A 20,472-nucleotide genomic window follows, 5' to 3' on the forward strand; every position below is an offset into this window, starting at 1 on the left:
TTCAATTATTTCGTTAACTTATCACACTCACTACCTGATGTACAGAGAAATTTTCCATCTGCTGGAGTATACTTAAATGTATTAGCATTACCAGCAACTTTAAATGTATATGTTCCACTTGTGCTACTACTCCAACCATCATTACCTGTTGAAGCACTGATAGGATACATCAAAACACCACCAAAAAGACCACCATAATCAATTTGACCAGCACCAGTACCAAGAGGGATATAATCATGTTCACCTTTAATGAGTCTTGCCTGTCTTTCTGTAATGATTCCAGAACGAATAGAAGCAACATCAGCACGCCCTTTTGCGATGGTCGCATCATCACGCGTTGCAGAAAATTTTGGGACTGCTACTGCAGCTAAAATTCCTAAAATGACAATAACAAAAACCAGTTCTATCATTGTAAATGCGTTTTTATTTTTAATATACGACACCTGATCCCCTTAATTTAATAAAATAATTTTGTGTGCCAATTGCACTTTGTAAGCTCAAGCATTTTTGATTTGTACTACTGATAAAAGAAACCTTCAAATCATCATTTGTTGCATTTTTTACTACATCAATACTTATACAATCCACACCATCAATTGAAATAACACTCTTATTATCACTCAGTACTGCGTTTCCAGAGTTTTTCATCTTTTGCATAGCATTTGACATAAGTAAAAAATTTTTATCTGCTGCACCCTTAGAAATCGTATAAGAAGAGATTTCACCAACAGCCGTTCCGATGTTTTGTGCTAACATAGAAACCTTCGCATCATCACGAGTCGCCGCAAGTTTAGGTATCGCAACAGCTGCCAAAATTCCAAGAATTACAATTACAAATACTAACTCAATCATTGTAAAAGCATTTTTCACATCCAATTCCTTAACTGCCCATACATTTTCTAAGTATTGATTAAATACTTTATTCTCTTAAATATATAATCAATACTTAGAAAATAATAACATTTGATAAATTAAAAAGATTACATAAATGTAGAAGAAAATAGCAGAAAAATATTAATAGTGAGATAGTGAATTATTCACCATCTCAACTATGTAAGAATAACTTTTAGTAAGTTACACCACTTGTACCACCAAATTGGTATGCTGTTTGAAAACTACTGTATCCATCAGCTGGCAGTGTTACAGTTATACCATCATTCGTACCATTTAAAGCCACAGTCACCCCTGTCTCTGCTTTATTTGCATTTAGACATGCTCGATCGTTTGTTAAATCATCTGCTACCAAAGTCCCTGATGCTGTATATTTTGCACCCAAGTCACTGATACATGTAGCTAAATCACTTCGCGCTGCAGATAATTTTGCATCATCACGAGTCGCTGCAAGTTTTGGAATGGCAACTGCTGCCAAAATACCTAAGATAACGATAACAAAGATCAATTCGATCATAGTAAAACCAGCTCTTTTCATAAAGAACTCCTTGTAAATTAAAAAATTTGGATTACACTTGTAACCTTGAGAAGCATTATGAACCTAAAATCTTTAATTTATGCTTAAATGACAACTTTTTACCTTAAGTTAGACAATAAAATGTGTATTTTATTTAATAATATAAAATATTTTTACATTTATACTTTTTGGTACTAAAATTGCTTATTTATTAAAAAATAAATATAGAAGGAATATTTTATGAGTATTGAATCATCTAAAACCAGTCCACTTTTAGCAAAAGCAATGGACTATCGTGCTGCTCGTCAAGATATGATAGCTTCAAATATTGCAAATGCTGACACTCCTTACTATAAGCCAAGAGATATAAGTTTTCAAGATGCTTTGATAGCTCAAAGAAATGCACTTTATCAAAATGACTCTCATAAACTAAAAATGGCACAAACAAATACCAAACATTTAGCGCCACAAAAGGAAACAAGTCAGATAAAACCAACACTCTTTTACAGAGATGGGCATATGGCTCGAAATGATGGTAATAGCGTTGACATAGATGTAGAGACAACTGAGATGAGTAAAAACTCTATCATGTTTAATGCTCTCATTATGGCAGACAAAAAAGATGGTGCAATTTTTAGAAGTGTCATAGACGCTTCCTCAAAAGTATAAGGAATAAATATGAGTAATTTTTTAAGCAGTTTTGACATCAGTGGTTATGGTCTCTCAGCACAGAGAGTTCGTGTCAATACTATTTCAAGTAATATCGCCAATGCACAAACAACAAGAACAGAAGAAGGTGGTCCTTATCGACGCAGGGAAGTTGTCTTTAAAGCTATTAACTTTAACGATGTTTACAATAAATCACTAGCTAACTCTTCTCAAAGTGCAAAATATCAAGACCCATTAAATGAAGGGCAATTAGGACAAAAGGTAAATCCTGCTATAATGAGCGTAGTAGTTGATAAAGTCGTCCGTGACGACTCAAAACCACTTATGAAATATGAGCCGCATCATCCTGATGCTGATACTAATGGTTATGTGGCATATCCAAATATTAATCCGGTTATAGAAATGTCGGATTTAGTTGAAGCTACTCGTGCTTATCAGGCAAATGTAGCTGCGTTTGAAAGCGCAAAAGAGATGGCAAATAGTGCTATTTCACTCTTACAATAAAGGAAGTTGTAGATTATGACTAATATTAATAAACTCTCAGGTACATCAACAGCTGAGTTGTTAAAACAAAAGAGTACGCTAGAGACAAAAAATCCTACAGAAGGCTTTGCCCAGCAGCTTAAATCTGCTCTTAATGAAGTCAATGATATACAAAAAACAAGTGAAGAGGCTATCGCTGATTTAGCGACTGGACAAGTAAAAGACTTACATCAAGCTGCTCTTGCTATTGGGAAAGCTGAAACAAGTATGAAACTTATGCTAGAGATTAGAAACAAAGCCCTCAACGCATACAAAGAGATTGGTAGAACACAGATATAGTTTCTGCCCTCCTCATCTGCTAACAATAACTCTATGGTAAATCACAAAAAAAGTAAAAGCAAAAAAATTCTTCTCTTATATATACTTATTGTCATAGCTTTTCTCGTCTTTTTAAGCGTTATGCTTATCACAGTTCTTAAATCACGAAATATGCCTTCTCTTTATGCAGTAGAGAGTTCTAAAGCTGGAAGAGGCAGTATCATCAGTGCAGATGGTTTTCATCTTGCTACGACGAAAAAACTCTATAAAGCAGTAGTTGATACACGATATATCGACCCGAACAAAAAAGAGCTGTTTGTAGAGCTTTTTAGTATCTACTCGGGAATGAAGCCAAAAGAGATAAATAAACGACTCTCCAAACGTAGAGGTGTTGTTGTACTGAGTTATAACGTTGCAGAAATCCAAGCGCATTACCTGAAAAAACTCGCACGTGAGCTAAGACGCTTTAAAGTCTTTTTAGCACTAAAAAACCCAAAAACAGGACTGCGATCAGTTCATGGGCTAAGCATCATTGAAAGTGGGGAGAGTCGTGAGTACCCATATGGAAAACTTTTAACACCAATACTCGGTTATCCACACAAACTTGAAGATAATGGTTTTACCTATGTAAAAGGAGTAAAAGGTCTTGAAAAACGTTGGGATGATGAACTCTCTGCGAGACAAGATGGCTATAGTCGTGGTAAACGTGATGTTAACAGCTATATTATTCTCAATAAAGAGAGTTTTACAAAACCAAAAATAAATGGTCTTGATATAAAACTTACTATACCTATTTCTTTGGAAATAAAGATAGAACGTATGCTTGATGCTATGAAAAAAGAGCTTAGAGCAAAAGAGGTCATGATATCCATCATGAATTCAACAGATGGAACTGTATATGCCATGGCTAGCTCAAATAGATTTCTTCCAAAGAATATTAAACGCAGTGATTATCCCTCTTTGAACAGTGATATGATTGAATACAGTTTTGAACCAGGAAGTGTTTTAAAACCTATCACTTTTTCTCTTCTTTTAGAAAAAAAGCTTATCAATCCTTATGATTTAGTCAATGGGCACAATGGACGTTTTAGAATGGGAAGAAAAGTCATCACCGATGAGCATAGATTTGACTGGCTTAGTGCTGAAAATGTCATCGTTTACTCTTCAAATATTGGTATCGCACAGTTAGCACAAAAACTCTCCGGCTATGATTTTCATGAAGGTCTTAAACAATTTGGATTTTCAAAAAAGTCTACTCCAGATCTCATTTATGAAAAGACAGGCTCCATTCCAAGTGCACAAAGACTTGAAAACCAAATATACAAAGCAACCTGTGCTTATGGTTACGGCATACGAGCGAACCTGATGCAGCTTATGCGTGCATATAGTGTTTTTAACAATAATGGTCGCATGGTTTATCCCCATATTGTAAAGAGTTTTATAAATGAATATGGGGAAGAAAAAGTACTTGATCCTCTGGAAGAAAATTTCGTAATTTCAAGTGCAACAGCACAAAGAGTCAAAAAAATTCTCATCAAAACTGTCAATAAAGGAACAGGGAAAAAGGCCAGAACAGCAGGCTTACAAATAGGTGGTAAAACTGGAACAGCCCATATCGTTGAAAAAGGGAAATATGTCAATAAATACAACACTGCGTTTATGGGATTTGCCAACGATAAAAAAAATAAATATACCATCGGCGTAATTGTTATTCAACCTAAAAAAAGCCAGTTTGCGGCACAAACTTCTGTGCCTGTCTTCAAACAGGCAGTTGAAATTATGATAGAAGAGGGATACTTAAAGCCAAAGGTTGTCAAGTAAACGTGTTTTTCCTGCTAATGCTTCTACAAGGATAACAGTATTTCCAATCTCTACACTCTTTACAACATTAAAATCACGGTCTAAAATAGCAACATAACCAACCTCTAATGGACTCAAAATTTCTAACATTTTATTTTGAATAGCATCCACATTTAGCACCCCCTTAGATACTAGCTTTGATGCCGCGTAGAGTGCAGCTGGAATTTTTAATGCCTCTTCTCTCTCTTTTTTAGAGAGGTAAACATTACGACTACTTTGTGCTAGTCCATCACTATCTCTCACCGTATCAACAGGAACAATCTCAACATTCATAAAATACTGTTTTACCATAAGCATAATAAGATGCAATTGTTGGGCATCTTTTTTTCCAAAGTATGCTTTAGTTGGCGTGACTATATTTAACAACTTCATTACAACGCGTAATACACCACTAAAATGTCCAGGTCTCGTTGCCCCTTCTAAAACATACCCTCGCACATTAGGCGCGTATACTTGGACTTCATCATCACCATATATATCTTCAACAGAAGGAAAAAATAAAATATCAACACCAGCAAGTGAACATATCTTTTTGTCAGCATCATCTTTACGTGGATATTTATCCAAATCTTCTCCAGCCAAAAACTGTGTAGGATTAACAAAAATAGAAACAACAACGATATCATTTTCTTCTTTTGCTTTTTTAATTAAAGCAAGGTGTCCTTCATGTAAAGCACCCATAGTTGGAACAAAACCAACACTTTTTTGTGAAGACAAGCTTGCTTTTAACTCTAATGGATTGGAAATAATCTTCATTTTAAGTCCTAATATATTATAATCACAATTATAGCAAACAAGATTGAAGCAATGGAAAAACAACTATGGATAATTACGAATACACAGAACTTTTAAAAAATATTACTCTAAAAATGCAAAATATTACTGGTGTGGTTGAACCGGAGAAAATAAAGCAAAGATTAGTAGAGATTGAAAGCTTAGAAAACTTACAAGATTTCTGGAATGACGCTGCAAACGCAGCAAAGATCCAAAAAGAAAAAACACAGCTTCAAAGAAAACTTGATAAATTTAATATAGCAAAAAATGCAGTTGAAGATTCAGTTGAACTCTATGATATGGCTAAAGAAGAAGATGATACAGAATCCCTTGAAGCACTCTATGAAGATGCGCATAATCTTGAAAATCAAATAAGAGATATGGAAATCGAAGTCCTTTTAAGTGGAGAAAGTGATGCAAATAATGCAATAGTTTCAATACATCCTGGTGCTGGTGGAACTGAGAGTCAAGACTGGGCTGCTATGCTCCTTCGTATGTATAAGCGCTGGGCAGAGAGACGTGCTTTTAAAGTTGAAGTGCTTGATTATCAGGTGGGAGAGGAAGCTGGCATAAAAGATGTCTCTATCTTAATAAAAGGTGAAAATGCTTATGGTTATCTCAAAGTCGAAAATGGCATACATAGACTTGTCCGCATTTCACCTTTTGATTCCAATGCAAAACGACATACTTCTTTCGCATCGGTTATGGTTTCTCCAGAAATTGATGATGATATTGACATAGTTGTTGAAGATAAAGATATACGAATAGACACATATCGATCAAGTGGCGCTGGTGGGCAACATGTAAATAAAACTGAATCTGCCATCCGAATTACCCATATCAAAACTGGTGTTGTAGTGCAGTGTCAAAATGATAGAAGTCAACATAAAAACAAAGCAACAGCCATGAAAATGCTTAAATCTCGTCTTTATGAACTAGAACTTGAAGAACAAAAAGCAAAAGAAGCGGGTGTAGCCAAAAGTGAGATTGGTTGGGGGCACCAGATACGTTCTTATGTCATGCAACCTTATCAGCAAGTTAAAGATACACGTTCAAACGAAGCCTATTCAAACGTTTCTGCAATCCTTGATGGTGACATAGACAAAATGATAGAAGGCGTACTCATAGCACAGAACAAATCTTAATATGAACCTTCTCAAAGAATTTTCACTCAATGATACATGCTCATATCTTGAAAATAAAGAGCAAACAACTCACTATAAAATAATAGACAATTGTTCAAAAGAATCTTGTCAAGAACTCATTGAACGTGGATATCGAAGATTTGGCAAAATGTATTTTCGTCCTATTTGCACAGACTGCAATGAATGTCAAAGTATCAAAATTGATGTCAATAACTTTACTTTTTCAAAATCAGCTAAGCGAGTTCTTAAAAAATCCTCTCATATAAAAACATATATTCGCCATCCAAGCGTCTCTCATGAGCATATAGCTTTATTTGAAAAGTATCATCTTTACATGCATCAGCGTAAAGGATGGGAGTACTCTAAAACATCCATAGAACACTATTATAATTCTTTTGTAAATGGTCATGAAGATTTTGGCTATGAAGTACTTTACTATTTTGAAGATAAATTAATTGCTGTAGATTTGATAGACATTCTAGATGAAGGTCTCTCTTCAATCTATTTTTATTATGATCCAGAATTTGCATCCTACTCTTTAGGAAAACTTTCTTTATATAAGCAAATACAGTTTGCACAAAAGTCATCGAAAAAATGGATTTATCTAGGCTATTATGTAGAAGGATGTCCTTCACTCTCTTATAAATCTGAGTACAAACCCTATCTTACACTACAAGGACGACCCACAGAGTACGAAAAGTTTATATGGATTTAATTAACTCTTCTTTTTGTTCTTCTCGTATTTGCATTTTCTTTTTCTTTACTGCTTCATCTAATTGTTTTTCTAGTTTTTGTTGTTCTAGTCTATCTTTTTCACGTATTCTTTTTATCTTTTCTTCTTCTCTGCGCTTTTTATTCATAGCTTTTTTTCTTAGTGCTAGTTCTTTAGCCTTTAGTTTTTTATCTTCATCTAAAAAATGTTTGATAATACCAGTTTCATTTATATCTTTTGAGTGTGCAAAATAATAATCTAAAATCTCTTTTTTATGATCTTCAGGCTTGATTAAATCACTCTCAATTATTTGTATAAATAGTGTTGTATTTTCATCATTTAGTGCATCTTTAAAACTATTTTGAACTGCACGCATATAATAATCATTGTCCTCAGACAACTTGCGTAATTTTTCAAGATATGCCTTGCTTTTCTCTATGGAAGCATTTTGCGATAATGCGAATCCTTCCTGTTTTGTTTGATTAACTTCTTGTATATATCTATCAATATCATTTTTAAAAAGATAATAATCCCCTATACTTTTTAGTTTTTCTATATCTTTTACATTATCATAAATTTTATCACCCAATGCAGCATATGGAGTAGGATTTTGTCCATACAAACAGTAAAATGAAAAAAGTAACATAATTATATGTTTATACATTTATCTACCTAATTGAAATTTTATTTGTTATTATATCAGAATATTGTGAGTTTTAGTGAGAGAGAGGGAAGATACTACGGTAAATCAAAACTCAAGTCATTCTCAGCTTGACTGGGAATCCAACTTATAATTTCATATAAACTAGACCCTGAATCAAGTTCAGGGTGACTTTAGTTTTGAAGTTATCTTAGTTCGGATTAACCGTTACGTTTTTTCTTAATTTCTTCAGCAACATTTTTTGGAACTTCTTCATAGTGATCAAATTCCATTGCATATGTAGCACGACCTTGTGTAGCTGAACGAAGATCAGTTGAGTAACCAAACATTTCAGCAAGTGGAACAAAAGCATCAATGATTTTATTACCAGCACGGTCACCCATGTTGTTAACTTGTCCACGACGACGGTTAAGGTCACCGATAACGTCACCCATGTAATCTTCAGGAACTTCAACTTCAACTTTCATCATTGGCTCAAGGATAGCAGCATCTGCTTTACGACAAGCCTCTTTAAATCCCATAGAAGCAGCAAGTTTAAATGCCATCTCATTTGAATCTACATCATGGTAAGAACCATCATAAAGTGTAACATCAATATCTTCCATTGGATAGCCTGCTAAAACACCGTTAGACATAGCTTCTTCACAACCTTTTTCAACAGCAGGAATGTATTCTCTTGGAACAGTTCCACCTTTGATTTCATTATGGAAAACAAAACCAGTATCAGCTTCACCTGGTTTAACAGTTAAAAATACATGACCAAATTGTCCACGACCACCAGATTGTTTTGCATATTTGTACTCTTGTTGTACTTCTTTTTTAATTGTTTCACGGTAAGAAACTTGTGGAGCACCAACTTCTGCTTCAACTTTAAACTCACGTTTCATACGATCTACAAGAATTTCAAGATGTAACTCACCCATACCAGAAATAATAGTTTGACCAGTCTCATCATCAGTATGAACTCTAAATGAAGGATCTTCAGCAGCTAATTTTCCTAAAGCTACACCCATTTTTTCTTGGTCAGCTTTTGTTTTTGGCTCAACTGCTACAGAGATAACTGGTTCAGGGAAATCCATTCTCTCTAAAACAACTTTTTCTTCAGGATCACATAATGTATCTCCTGTTGTAGTTGATTTAAGACCAACAACTGCACCAATTTCACCAGCATATATCTCTTTAATCTCTTCACGTTTAATTGCATGCATTTTTAAGATACGACCAACACGTTCTTTTTTATCTTTTGTTGTATTATGCACATAAGAACCTGATTCTAAAGAACCACGATATACACGAATAAATGTAAGTACACCAACAAATGGATCGGTCATAATTTTAAATGCCAATGAAGCAAAAGCACCATCATCAGTTGATTCAACTGCAACTTCAACTTCTTCATCATCCATCAAAGTACCTGTAATTGGTGGTGCTTCTACTGGTGAAGGTAGGTAATCTACAACAGCGTCAAGTAGAGTTTGTACACCTTTGTTTTTAAACGCAGTACCTGGTGTCATTGGAACAACAGCCATGCCAATAGTTGCAGATTTGATTGCAGCTTTAATCTCTTCTTGTGAGATTTCTTCACCTTCTAAGAATTTTTCAGCAAAATCATCATTACCTTCAACTTCAGCTAAAGTTTCTAGCATTTTTTCTCTATATTCATCAGAAATTTCTTGAAGTTCTGGACGAATATCCTGTACATGGTAGTTAGATCCCATTGCAGCATCTTCATCCCATACGATTTCTTTCATCTTTACTAAGTCAACAACACCTTCGAATTTGTCTTCAGCACCGATAGGTAGTTGAAAAGGCATAGGATTACCTTTGAGACGGTCACGAATTTGACGCTCAACTTCATAAAAGTCTGCACCAGTTCTATCCATTTTGTTAACAAAAACAATAGATGGAACTTTATAACGGTTACGTTGTCTCCAAACTGTTTCTGATTGTGGTTGCACCCCACCAACAGCACAGAATACTGAAACAGCACCATCAAGTACACGCATAGAACGCTCAACTTCAATAGTAAAGTCAACGTGGCCCGGAGTATCGATAATATTTATCTGTTTACCTTGCCATTCACAAGTAGTTGCAGCAGAAGTAATAGTAATACCACGCTCTTGTTCTTGTTCCATCCAGTCCATAGTAGCAGCACCGTCATGAACCTCACCAATTTTATGTTCAACACCAGTGTAAAATAAAATTCTTTCCGTTGTTGTAGTTTTTCCTGCATCAATGTGAGCAGCAATACCGATATTTCTTACATCTTCTAATTTATGTGATCTAGCCATATTTTCAATGCCTTTTTTTGTAGTTATAGAGTTAAACCTCTTTTGTAACAATACTGATATATTTTTACAAAAGAGGTTGATGAAGAGCACTAACTCTTTAAAGAGTTAGTATAGCTCAGGTTTATTTCCTAAAGATTACCAACGGTAATGAGCAAATGCTTTATTCGCTTCTGCCATTTTATAAGTATCTTCTTTTTTCTTGAATGCAGCACCTTTATCAGATGCAGCATCCATGAACTCATTCGCTAATCTTTCAGCCATAGTTCTTTCATTTCTTTTACGAGCAAAATCTACGATCCATCTAATAGCAAGAGCTTGTTGACGAACTGGGCGTACTTCTACTGGAACTTGATAAGTAGCACCACCAACACGACGACTTTTAACTTCTATAATTGGCTTAACATTTTCAATAGCTTCATTAAATGTATCTATACCACTTTTTTCACCACGTGAACTAATGATATCTAGTGCACTATAGATGATTTTTTCTGCTGTAGATTTTTTACCATCCATCATTATTTTGTTAATAAATTTCGTCAATATTTTGCTTCCATAAACTGGATCTTGCATAACTGGACGAACGGGAGCTTTTCTTCTTCTCATTGTTTTTCCTTCAATTATTTTTCAAATTTACTCAGAGAGTATATATTCTCTGTCATCGCTTCTTAATCCTAAGATTAATACTCAATGTATTTTTCAGCTCTCTCACTTTTCAACGAAACTCATTTCGTGGGCTTTCTGCCGAAGAAAACCAAGCGTTAGTATAGTAAAACGGGCTATGCTCGTTTTTCGTAACTAATAAATATTTAGGTTCTAAAAAAATAATCTCTGATTATTTTTTTGGACGTTTAGTTCCGTATTTAGAACGAGCAACCATACGGTTAGCAACACCAGCAGTATCAAGAGCACCACGTACAATGTGATATTTAACACCAGGTAAATCTTTAATACGACCACCACGAACTAGAACTATAGAGTGTTCTTGAAGGTTATGACCTTCACCACCGATATATGAAATAACTTCAAAACCAGATGTTAATCTAACCTTTGCAACTTTTCTTAAAGCCGAGTTAGGTTTTTTTGGTGTAGTAGTGTAAACACGAGTACATACACCACGACGTTGTGGACATGAGTCTAGAGCAGGTGATTTTGATTTTTTAATCACACGTTTACGCTCTTTACGAATCAATTGGTTGATTGTAGGCATACAATTCCTTTTTTCTTAAATTTTCCAGTAGAATTTAACTTTCTATTATATAGAGAGTTATAGACACGAAATAATACAGAAATTGTATTTAAAGTTTGCTTATTTTAAGGAATAGTTAATACTTAAGGTAGAGGCTGTGAATATTTTTATCTAGTGCACGCATATAAGCATACACTAGGTCGGTTCGCTTTTAGTTCTCTTCCGCTTCTAGAAGAATTTCTTGATCTTTATAAATACCTGTTCCAACTGGAATAGTTCGACCAATAATAACATTTTCTTTCAAGTTTTCTAAATGATCAACTTTTGCTGAGACTGCAGCTTCTGTTAATACCTTCGTAGTATCTTGGAAAGAAGCAGCAGAAATAATACTATCTGCAGTAACTGCAGCACGTGTAATCCCCACTAAGAATGGTTCAGCAATTGCTGGACGACCACCAAGACGCATAATTTTTTCATTTTCTTGTTCAAATTTAGCTTTAGAAATTAAATCACCTTCGATAAATTTGGTATCACCAGATTTTACAATCTTAATTTGTCTTAACATTTGAGTAAAGATAACCTCAATATGTTTATCAGCAATATTAACCCCTTGAGAACGGTACACTTGTTGTACTTCACTTACAAGATAATTATAAAGTGCTTTTACTCCCATGATACGTAATAATTCATGAGATGATAAAATACCCGTAGTTAAACGCTCACCAGCATGTACAAAGTCACCTGGAGCAACAACTGCTTCATGTGATTTATCAACAAAGTACTCTTTAACTATGCCATTGTCTGAATTACTTACGATGATTCTTACTTTCCCACGTAAAGGTTTACCAAAACTTACTACACCATCTATTTCAGAAATAAGTGCTGTAGCTTTAGGACGACGTCCTTCAAAAAGTTCTGATACACGTGGAAGACCACCGGTAATATCTGATGATTTTTGTAGTGCTTTTGGTGTTTTAGCAAGTATATCAGCTATCTTAACTGTTGCTCCATCGGACACATATACAGAAGATTTAGGCTCAATCGCATAACGTAATAATTCACCATCTTCAGTTGCTAAAACTATAGCTGGTTTATATTCGTTTGAAATATGATCATTAATCATTAGACGAGTTTTACCAGTCAACTCATCAAGCTGTTCACTAGCCGTTGTACCAACAATAATATCTTCAAATTGCACAACACCATTTGCTTCAGATATAATAGGATTAGAGTATGGATCCCACTCTGCAATAACAACTGATTCATCAGAAGATGGTTTAGCTATTACTGTATCTCTATCAACTGCTTCATCATCATTTGCAACTATTACAGACCCACGTGCGATATAATGACGTATAGCTTCACGGTTGTTTTTATCAATAACAACAGCAAATAAGCCTTTTTCTTTCGCTTCATATCCAGCAGTTAAGCCTTCAAATCTTTCTAAATAATCACCTTTAAGTAAGAAATACTTAACGGTTCCTTCTTCTTTAGCAAGAATTTTTTTCGTAACTGGAGCTCCATTATCAACTAATAACTCAGATGCATATGGAATACGACTTGGAACATTCCAGCCATCTTTAATTGTTTCAACGATAGAATCTAAAGCTTCAACATGCGTACCATTTTTGTGAGGAAAATAATATTTACCTTCAATTTGACCACTGATACCGGCAAGTTCATTTGGTTTTGCAATTTCAAGCTTACGTAATGAATAACGCACTGTATCATTCTCAGATTTTACACTAATAATAACTTCATCATGTATAGTCTGAATTTCTACAGTACCAGCAAATGGAGCTTTTATTTTAGGTTCAACAAGTAAAACACCAGCATTACGTCTATTTGCAACAATGTTTTTACCCTCTTTGTTTCTATAAGTTTTCAGATTATAGTAACGGATAAATCCTTCTTTTTCAGCTACTACTTGTCTTTCTTGTGCTGTTGAACTTGCTGTTCCCCCAACGTGGAAAGTACGTAGTGTAAGCTGTGTACCAGGTTCACCAATAGACTGTGCAGCAACGATACCAATAGCTTCTCCAGTTCTAACTATATAACCAGTAGCAAGGTTAACACCATAACATAAAGCACAAACACCATCTTTACTTTTACAAGTTGTCGGTGTTCTAATAACTGCCATTTTAATGCCTGCTTCAGAAATTACTTTAGCAGAGACTTCATCAATTAATGTACCCTCAGCATAAAGAATTTCATTTGAAATAGGATCAATCACATCATCAGCTAGTACACGTCCATTCAATCTATCTTCTAAAGACTCGATTAATGTATTTTGGTCTGATATATCAGAAATTTCAATACCTTCATGCGTATGACAATCATGCTCTACAATTTTTACATTTTGCGCAACATCAACAAGTTTACGAGTTAAATATCCTGCATTTGCCGTTTTAAGTGCTGTATCGGCAAGACCTTTACGTGCACCGTGAGTTGAAATAAAGTACTCAATGACATTCAAACCTTCTTTAAAGTTTGAGATAATCGGAGTTTCAATAATCTCACCACTAGGTTTCGCCATAAGACCACGCATACCAGCAAGCTGACGAATCTGCGCAGCAGAACCACGCGCTCCAGAATCAGCCATCATATGAATAGAGTTAAAACCATCTTTATCAGTTTGTACAAGTTGCATCATTTCAGAAGCAAGTGTATTATTTGTATCTGTCCAGACATCAATAATTTTATTGTATCTTTCTTGTTCAGTTAATAAACCTGCTTCAAATTGTTTTTGTATTTCTATTACACGAGCTTTTGACTCAGCAATTTTTGCTGGTTTCATATCTGGAACACGTATGTCATCAGATGAAATCGAAACACCAGCTTCAGTAGCATGTTTAAACCCTAAGTCTTTCAGTTTATCCAAAAAGCTTGCAGTAACGCCCACTCCACCATGTTTTTGCACATAATCAACGATTTCATTGATAGCTTTTTTCTTCATTACTTTGTTCCACAGTTCAGCTGGAACAAATTCTGGAAGAATTGCTTTAATTAAAAGACGTCCCGCTGTAGTGTGAATAATACGTCCATCAACACGTGTTCTAACTTTTGCATGAATATCTAAAGCATTATTTTCTAAAGCAATATTAATTTCATCTACATTAGCAAATAGTTTATTACTTCCCTTCACAGAATTTTTTTCTAGAGATATATAATAAATACCAAGAACCATATCTTGTGATGGTGTTGCAATAGCCTTACCAGATGCAGGAAGCAAGATATTCATTGATGCTAGCATAAGTACTTTACATTCAGCAATAGCTGCAGAAGATAAAGGTACGTGAACAGCCATTTGATCCCCATCAAAATCGGCATTAAACGCAGCACAGACTAGTGGATGTAATTGAATTGCTTTGCCATCAATTAGTTTAGGGTGAAAAGCTTGAATTGAAAGTTTATGTAGTGTTGGCGCACGGTTAAGCATGATAGGATAACCATCAACAATCTCAGCAAGGCACTCCCATACTTCATTTGTTTTCTCTTCAATCATTTTTTTAGCAGCTTTTACTGTTGTTGCATACCCTTTATCTTCAAGTTTAGCAATTAAATGTGGCTTGAATAATTCAAGAGCCATTTTCTTAGGTAATCCACATTCATCCATTCTTAAAGATGGTCCAACGACAATGACAGAACGCCCTGAAAAGTCAACACGCTTTCCAAGTAGATTTTGTCTAAAACGACCTTGTTTCCCTTTAATAATTTCACTTAAAGATTTCAATGGACGCTTGTTAGCCCCTTTTACTGCGTTTGCGCGACGACCATTGTCAAAAAGCGCATCCACAGATTCTTGTAACATACGTTTTTCGTTACGTACAATAATTTCAGGAGCTTCAAGTTCTACTAAACGTTTCAAACGCTGGTTACGGTTAATAACACGACGATATAAATCATTTACATCTGAAACAGCAAATTTACCACCATCAAGCGATACAAGTGGACGTAAATCTGGTGGAAGAACTGGTAAAACAGTCAGCATCATCCATGCAGGGTTATTTCCACTATTTAAAAATGACTCTATTACTTTAAGACGCTTATTTATAGTCTTTTTCTTAGCTTCAGATTTCGTTTCACCGATAGCCTCTTTAAGATTAGTAAATAGATCAACTAAATCAATTGAATCTAGTAAATCACGGATAACTTCACCACCCATACGTGCTTTAAAGCCAAGTTCACCAAATCTTTGAACTAAAGTACGGTATTGTTCCTCATTTAAAACATCATATTGTAAAACTGGTGTTTTTGCTTCTGCATCATAATATGCTTCTCCACCTGATTCTACTATGTAAGCTTCATAATAAAGTACACGTTCAAGATCTTTCATTTTAATACCAAGGAGTGTACCAATACGAGATGGTAATGAAGAAACATACCAAATATGTGCAACTGGAGTTACAAGTTCAATGTGACCCATACGAGTACGACGAACTTTTGTAGATGTAACTTCAACACCACATTTTTCACATACAACACCTTTATAACGCATCTTTTTATATTTACCACAAAGACACTCATAATCTCTTACTGGTCCAAAGATTTTTGCACAAAAAAGACCATCACGTTCTGGCTTTAGTGTACGATAATTAATAGTTTCTGGTTTTTTTACTTCACCATGACTCCAAGACATAACTTTTTCAGGAGATGCAAGGCGAAACTGCAACTCTTTAATGTCTGTTGGTCTACTCTCTTCTGTTACTTCTACAGGTACTAATTTACTCATCGTCTTCCACCTCGTCTAAAATCTCTACATCAAGAGCAAGAGCTTGTAGCTCTTTCGTTAATACAAATAATGTTTCAGGAATACCAGATGCTGGTACTAATTCACCTCGTGTTAATGCTTTATATGCACGTACACGACCATCAACATCATCAGATTTAATTGTAAGCATTTCTTTAAGAACTGCTGACGCACCATACGCTTCAAGAGCCCAAACTTCCATCTCACCAAATCTTTGTCCACCAAATAATGCTTTACCACCAACTGGTTGTTGTGTAACAAGAGAGTATGGTCCAGTTGAACGAGCATGTATTTTCTCATCAACAAGGTGATGCAATTTAAGAATATACATATAACCAACATTTACACGCTCTTTCATTTTGGCACCAGTTTTTCCATCATATAAAGTCACTTTACCATCTTCGTCCATATTAGCAAGTTTATAGAGCTTTTCAAACTCACCCGCATCTACACCTTCAAAAATAGGCGTTGCAAAACGCACCCCACCTTTTGCCCAGTCACGTGCATATGTTAACAACTCATCATCACTCATATTACCTAGTGCTTTTCCTGCATCCATCAATCCTGCGACATCAGAAATAGCAATCATTTTAGAACGTAATTTATCGATATAATCTTTTTGTTTACTATCAAACTCCGCTTGAAGTTGATTACCCAGTTCACGACCAGCCATACCAAGATGCATCTCTAGAATTTGTCCAATGTTCATACGTGAAGGTACACCTAGAGGATTTAAACATACATCAACACTTCGTCCATCTTCCATATATGGCATATCTACTTCAGGAACAATATTTGAAACAATACCTTTATTTCCATGACGACCAGCCATTTTATCACCAACTTTAAGGTGACGTTTTGTTGCAATATAAACTTTTACATATTTAACAACACCATTTGGCAAAATGTCGTCTTTTTCTAAGATAGTCAGTTTCTCTTCATGCTCATATCTAAAAATACGTTTTTGTTTTTGAAAATGATTTTTTGTCTTACTGTATTCATCTTGAATCTCTTGAGAAAATGATTTAACTATAGCATTCATTGCAAAACGGTTTACTTCTTTCAAGTCTTCGCCATTGATAATATCACCAGCTTTATACTCAGTTTCCCCGATTTTAATATCAGCTTTTAAAGGCTCACGAGTTAACAGTTTTGTAACACGTAACATCTCTTCTTTATCAATCATTATGAGTCTATCATAATGCTCACGTTCAAGATAATCTCTTTCTTCTTTTTCAAGTTCAAGAGCACGAGGATCTTTGTCGTAACCTTTTTTTGTAAAAACTTTAATATCTACAACAACACCTTCCATAGATGGTGGACAGTATAATGATTTGTTGACCACATGACCTGCTTTTTCACCAAAAATAGCACGTAATAATCTTTCTTCCGGAGTTGGTTTAACTTCACCCTTAGGAGAAACTTTACCTACTAAAATCATTCCACCTTTTACATGTGTTCCAAGTTTAACTATCCCGCTTTCGTCAAGATGAGAAAGCTCATCATCACGAACATTTGGTATATCACGAGTAATCTCTTCTACCCCATGTTTTAACTCACGTGCTTCTACTTCTTTTTCGTAAATATGTACAGATGTAAAAGAGTCTTGACGAATTAAACGCTCAGAGATGACAATAGCATCCTCAAAGTTATAACCATTCCAAGGCATAAATGCGACCATAGCATTAACACCAAGAGCTAATTCACCTTGATCCATATTTGGACCATCAGCAATAATTTGACCAGCTTCTACTTTTTGACCAATTTTAACAATAGGCTTTTGCGTAAAAGAAGTATTTTGATTGGTTCTTAAGTTCTTTTGTAATGGATAGTAATCTATAAAGATTTCACCATCTTTTTCACCCATTACGTAAATATGTTTGCCATCAACTTTTTCAATTTTACCTGAACGTTTTGCTTTAACACATTCCCATGAATCACGTGCAACAAGTTTTTCCACACCTGTACCAACCATAGGAGCATTCACTTTAATAAGTGGTACTGCTTGACGTTGCATATTTGATCCCATAAGTGCACGATTGGCATCATCATGTTCTAAGAATGGAATAAGTGAAGCGGCTACACCAATAACCATTTGAGATGATAAATCAGCATAATCACAGACTTTAGGATCTCTTAATAAAATTTCTCCATCTTGTCTAACAGCAATCAAGTCTTCTACAAACTGTCCATTTTCATCTAGTTTATTTGAAGCAGCGGCAATTTTTTTACCCTCTTCTTGTGTTGCAGTTAAGTATACAATTTCATGTGTAACTTGGCCATCTTTCATTACTTTGTATGGAGCTTCAATGAAACCATGCTCATTTACTTTTGCATACATTGCAAGTGTATTGATAAGACCAATATTTTGACCCTCTGGAGTTTCAACAGGACATATTCTACCATAGTGAGTCGGATGAACATCACGTACTTCAAATCCAGCACGTTCTTTAACAAGACCACCCTCACCTAGAGCTGAAAGACGACGTTTGTGTGTAACTTCTGAGAGTGGATTTGTTTGATCCATAAATTGAGAAAGTTGCCCGCCAGAGAAAAATTCCATAATTGTTGAAGTAATCATTTTTGAATTAATCAAGTCATGTGGCATTAACTCATTCATAGGTCCACTCATTGTAGAGAGTTTGTCACGAATCGCTTTTTGCATTTTTACAAGACCATTGTGTAACTCATTCCCTAATAATTCACCAATTGAACGGATACGTCTATTACCTAAGTGATCTCTATCATCTAAGTGACCTTGACCATTTTTTACTTTAATAACGTATTTTACAGACTTGATAATATCCTCATGTGTTAGCACTGTAACATATTCAGGAATATTCATACCAAGTTTATGATTCATCTTCATACGACCAACTTGCGTTAGATCATATCGCTCAGGGTCAAAGAAAAGTTGATTAACAAAGATTTTCGCTGCTTCTTTTGTTACTGGCTCACCTGGACGCATAACTTTATAAATACGAATTGCAGATAAATCATTTTCATCTTCAATATCTTCAGTTTGCTTCAACAGTTTCAATGAATCTGCGTCTGCATTAAAGGCATTAATAACAGAATTGTCAACACCTTCAGCTAAATCATTGGCAATTTTAAATTCAGTGATTCCAATTTCAGCCATTTTCTTTAGTTTTGTTTCATCAATATGAGTCATTGTATCAAATAAAACTTCACCAGTTTCTGGATCAATAATAGGCTCTGCAAGATATCTGTCTAAAAGTACTTCCAAAGGATACTGTACTTCTTTAATTCCATCATCAATGAGTTTTTGAGCTTTTTTTGCAGAAAGTCTTTTTCCTGCTCCAATAAGCACATTATCATTCATATCTATCAAATCATATTCTAAACGTGATGCATAATCTTTTGGATTAAAATCCATGTAAAATTTGTTATCACCAAGTTTAATTGTCTGTAGTGGATAAAATAATTTTAATATATCTTGTTTAGAGTATCCTAAAGCACGAAACATAATTGTTACAGGAACTTTACGGCGTTTATTAATTCTCATATAAAGAATATCTTTAGGATCATACTCAAAATATAACCATGAACCACGATCAGGTATAATTTGACCTGTATATATTAACTTATTTCCTGCAGTTGTTGATTCTTCTTCTTTAAATATAACACCTGGTGATCTATGAAGTTGGTTAACAACAACACGTTCAACACCGTTAATGATAAATGAAGTTCTGTCAGTCATTAAAGGTATATCTCGAACAAATATACTTTGTTCTTTTATATCTTTAACGCCAAGTTTCTCTTTTGTATTTTCATCTCTTTCCCATAAAACAAGACGAGTTTTCATTCTAAGGCTTACAGCATAAGTAAGTCCTCTTTCCATACATTCGCGTACAGTATATTTAGGGTTAGTTACTTCACTGCCAATATATTCAATGGTCAATCTGTTTTGTGAGTCATGAATAGGGAACACTGATTGAAATACTTTTTCAATTCCACTTGTATCTCTATCTTTGGCATTTAACATTAAAAATTTGTCATATGAACTTTGTTGTAGTTGGAGTAAATTTGGTACTTCAATTTCTTGAGGAGTTTTAGAGAAGTCTACACGAAGACGGTTTCCGGAATATAAAGTGTTTAACATAGGCTACCTCGATAAGTTGTTAATTAGGGCTAAATTTGAGTATTTAGCAGATCGTATCTAAGCGTCCTTAGATAGATTGTGTACTCTTTTTA

General features: G+C 34.8%; 16 protein-coding genes. 6 read left to right on the top strand and 10 right to left on the bottom strand.

Going from position 1 to position 20,472, the window contains the following annotated elements; all coding sequences use genetic code 11:
- Positions 1-5 precede the first annotated feature (5 nt).
- The 3 genes from MV052_RS05880 to MV052_RS05890 all read right to left on the bottom strand — a co-directional run bounded on the left by MV052_RS05880 (position 6) and on the right by MV052_RS05890 (position 1,429).
- The gene (locus MV052_RS05880; RefSeq protein ID WP_366089191.1) at positions 6-443 is read right to left on the bottom strand and encodes a type II secretion system protein; all 438 of its coding nucleotides are present in this window, start codon (positions 441-443) and stop codon (positions 6-8) included.
- A complete protein-coding gene (locus MV052_RS05885; protein ID WP_297441905.1) occupies positions 430-870 on the bottom strand; it encodes a type II secretion system protein in 441 nt (146 codons plus the stop codon). The genes MV052_RS05880 and MV052_RS05885 overlap by 14 nt, the downstream gene beginning before the upstream one ends.
- Positions 871-1,066: 196 nt before the next feature.
- A complete protein-coding gene (locus MV052_RS05890) occupies positions 1,067-1,429 on the bottom strand; it encodes a prepilin-type N-terminal cleavage/methylation domain-containing protein (protein WP_297441907.1) in 363 nt (120 codons plus the stop codon).
- 219 nt (positions 1,430-1,648) lie between these two features.
- On the opposite strand from MV052_RS05890, the gene flgB reads away from it, so the two are divergent.
- Genes flgB through MV052_RS05910 form a run of 4 tightly spaced genes read left to right on the top strand, consistent with a single transcriptional unit; the run spans position 1,649 to position 4,699 of the window.
- Complete coding sequence (flgB, locus tag MV052_RS05895) at positions 1,649-2,077, top strand: flagellar basal body rod protein FlgB (RefSeq protein WP_297441909.1); 429 nt, start codon at positions 1,649-1,651, stop codon at positions 2,075-2,077.
- A gap of 9 nt (positions 2,078-2,086) precedes the next feature.
- Complete coding sequence (gene flgC / locus MV052_RS05900; RefSeq protein ID WP_297441911.1) at positions 2,087-2,581, top strand: flagellar basal body rod protein FlgC; 495 nt, start codon at positions 2,087-2,089, stop codon at positions 2,579-2,581.
- 15 nt (positions 2,582-2,596) lie between these two features.
- Positions 2,597-2,899, top strand: a complete 303-nt coding sequence (fliE, locus tag MV052_RS05905; RefSeq protein WP_297441913.1) for a flagellar hook-basal body complex protein FliE — start codon at positions 2,597-2,599, stop codon at positions 2,897-2,899.
- Between the two features lie 33 nt (positions 2,900-2,932).
- On the top strand, positions 2,933-4,699 hold the full coding sequence (locus tag MV052_RS05910) for a penicillin-binding protein 2 (RefSeq protein WP_297441915.1): 1,767 nt from the start codon (positions 2,933-2,935) through the stop codon (positions 4,697-4,699).
- Here the strand turns inward: MV052_RS05910 and panC are convergent.
- Complete coding sequence (panC, locus tag MV052_RS05915) at positions 4,676-5,494, bottom strand: pantoate--beta-alanine ligase (RefSeq protein WP_297441917.1); 819 nt, start codon at positions 5,492-5,494, stop codon at positions 4,676-4,678. The two genes, MV052_RS05910 and panC, sit on opposite strands and share 24 nt — an antisense overlap.
- 65 nt (positions 5,495-5,559) lie before the next feature.
- Here panC and prfB point away from each other — a divergent pair, with 65 nt between their 5' ends.
- Positions 5,560-6,657: a peptide chain release factor 2 gene (gene prfB, locus MV052_RS05920; protein ID WP_297441919.1), complete on the top strand. Its 1,098-nt coding sequence runs from the start codon at positions 5,560-5,562 to the stop codon at positions 6,655-6,657.
- Position 6,658: 1 nt separating this feature from the next.
- A complete protein-coding gene (locus tag MV052_RS05925; RefSeq protein ID WP_297441921.1) occupies positions 6,659-7,372 on the top strand; it encodes an arginyltransferase in 714 nt (237 codons plus the stop codon).
- On the opposite strand, the gene MV052_RS05930 is transcribed toward MV052_RS05925, so the two are convergent.
- From MV052_RS05930 to rpoB, 6 genes are all read right to left on the bottom strand, one after another.
- Positions 7,359-8,033 (bottom strand): hypothetical protein, encoded by a 675-nt coding sequence (locus MV052_RS05930; protein ID WP_297441922.1) that lies wholly within the window; start codon positions 8,031-8,033, stop codon positions 7,359-7,361. The genes MV052_RS05925 and MV052_RS05930 overlap by 14 nt on opposite strands.
- A 197-nt stretch (positions 8,034-8,230) precedes the next feature.
- Positions 8,231-10,321, bottom strand: a complete 2,091-nt coding sequence (gene fusA / locus MV052_RS05935) for an elongation factor G (RefSeq protein ID WP_297441924.1) — start codon at positions 10,319-10,321, stop codon at positions 8,231-8,233.
- A gap of 135 nt (positions 10,322-10,456) precedes the next feature.
- On the bottom strand, positions 10,457-10,924 hold the full coding sequence (gene rpsG / locus MV052_RS05940; protein ID WP_297441925.1) for a 30S ribosomal protein S7: 468 nt from the start codon (positions 10,922-10,924) through the stop codon (positions 10,457-10,459).
- Between the two features lie 229 nt (positions 10,925-11,153).
- On the bottom strand, positions 11,154-11,528 hold the full coding sequence (gene rpsL / locus MV052_RS05945) for a 30S ribosomal protein S12 (RefSeq protein ID WP_297441927.1): 375 nt from the start codon (positions 11,526-11,528) through the stop codon (positions 11,154-11,156).
- A 190-nt stretch (positions 11,529-11,718) separates the two neighbouring features.
- Positions 11,719-16,239 carry a DNA-directed RNA polymerase subunit beta' gene (rpoC, locus tag MV052_RS05950; protein WP_297441929.1) on the bottom strand — a complete coding sequence of 1,507 codons (4,521 nt, stop codon included), beginning with the start codon at positions 16,237-16,239 and terminating at the stop codon, positions 11,719-11,721.
- Positions 16,232-20,380: a DNA-directed RNA polymerase subunit beta gene (gene rpoB, locus MV052_RS05955; protein WP_297441931.1), complete on the bottom strand. Its 4,149-nt coding sequence runs from the start codon at positions 20,378-20,380 to the stop codon at positions 16,232-16,234. Before rpoB ends, rpoC begins: the two co-directional genes overlap by 8 nt.
- Positions 20,381-20,472: the final 92 nt, after the last annotated feature.

The organism is Sulfurimonas sp., assembly GCF_026988655.1.
Taxonomy (GTDB): domain Bacteria; phylum Campylobacterota; class Campylobacteria; order Campylobacterales; family Sulfurimonadaceae; genus Sulfurimonas.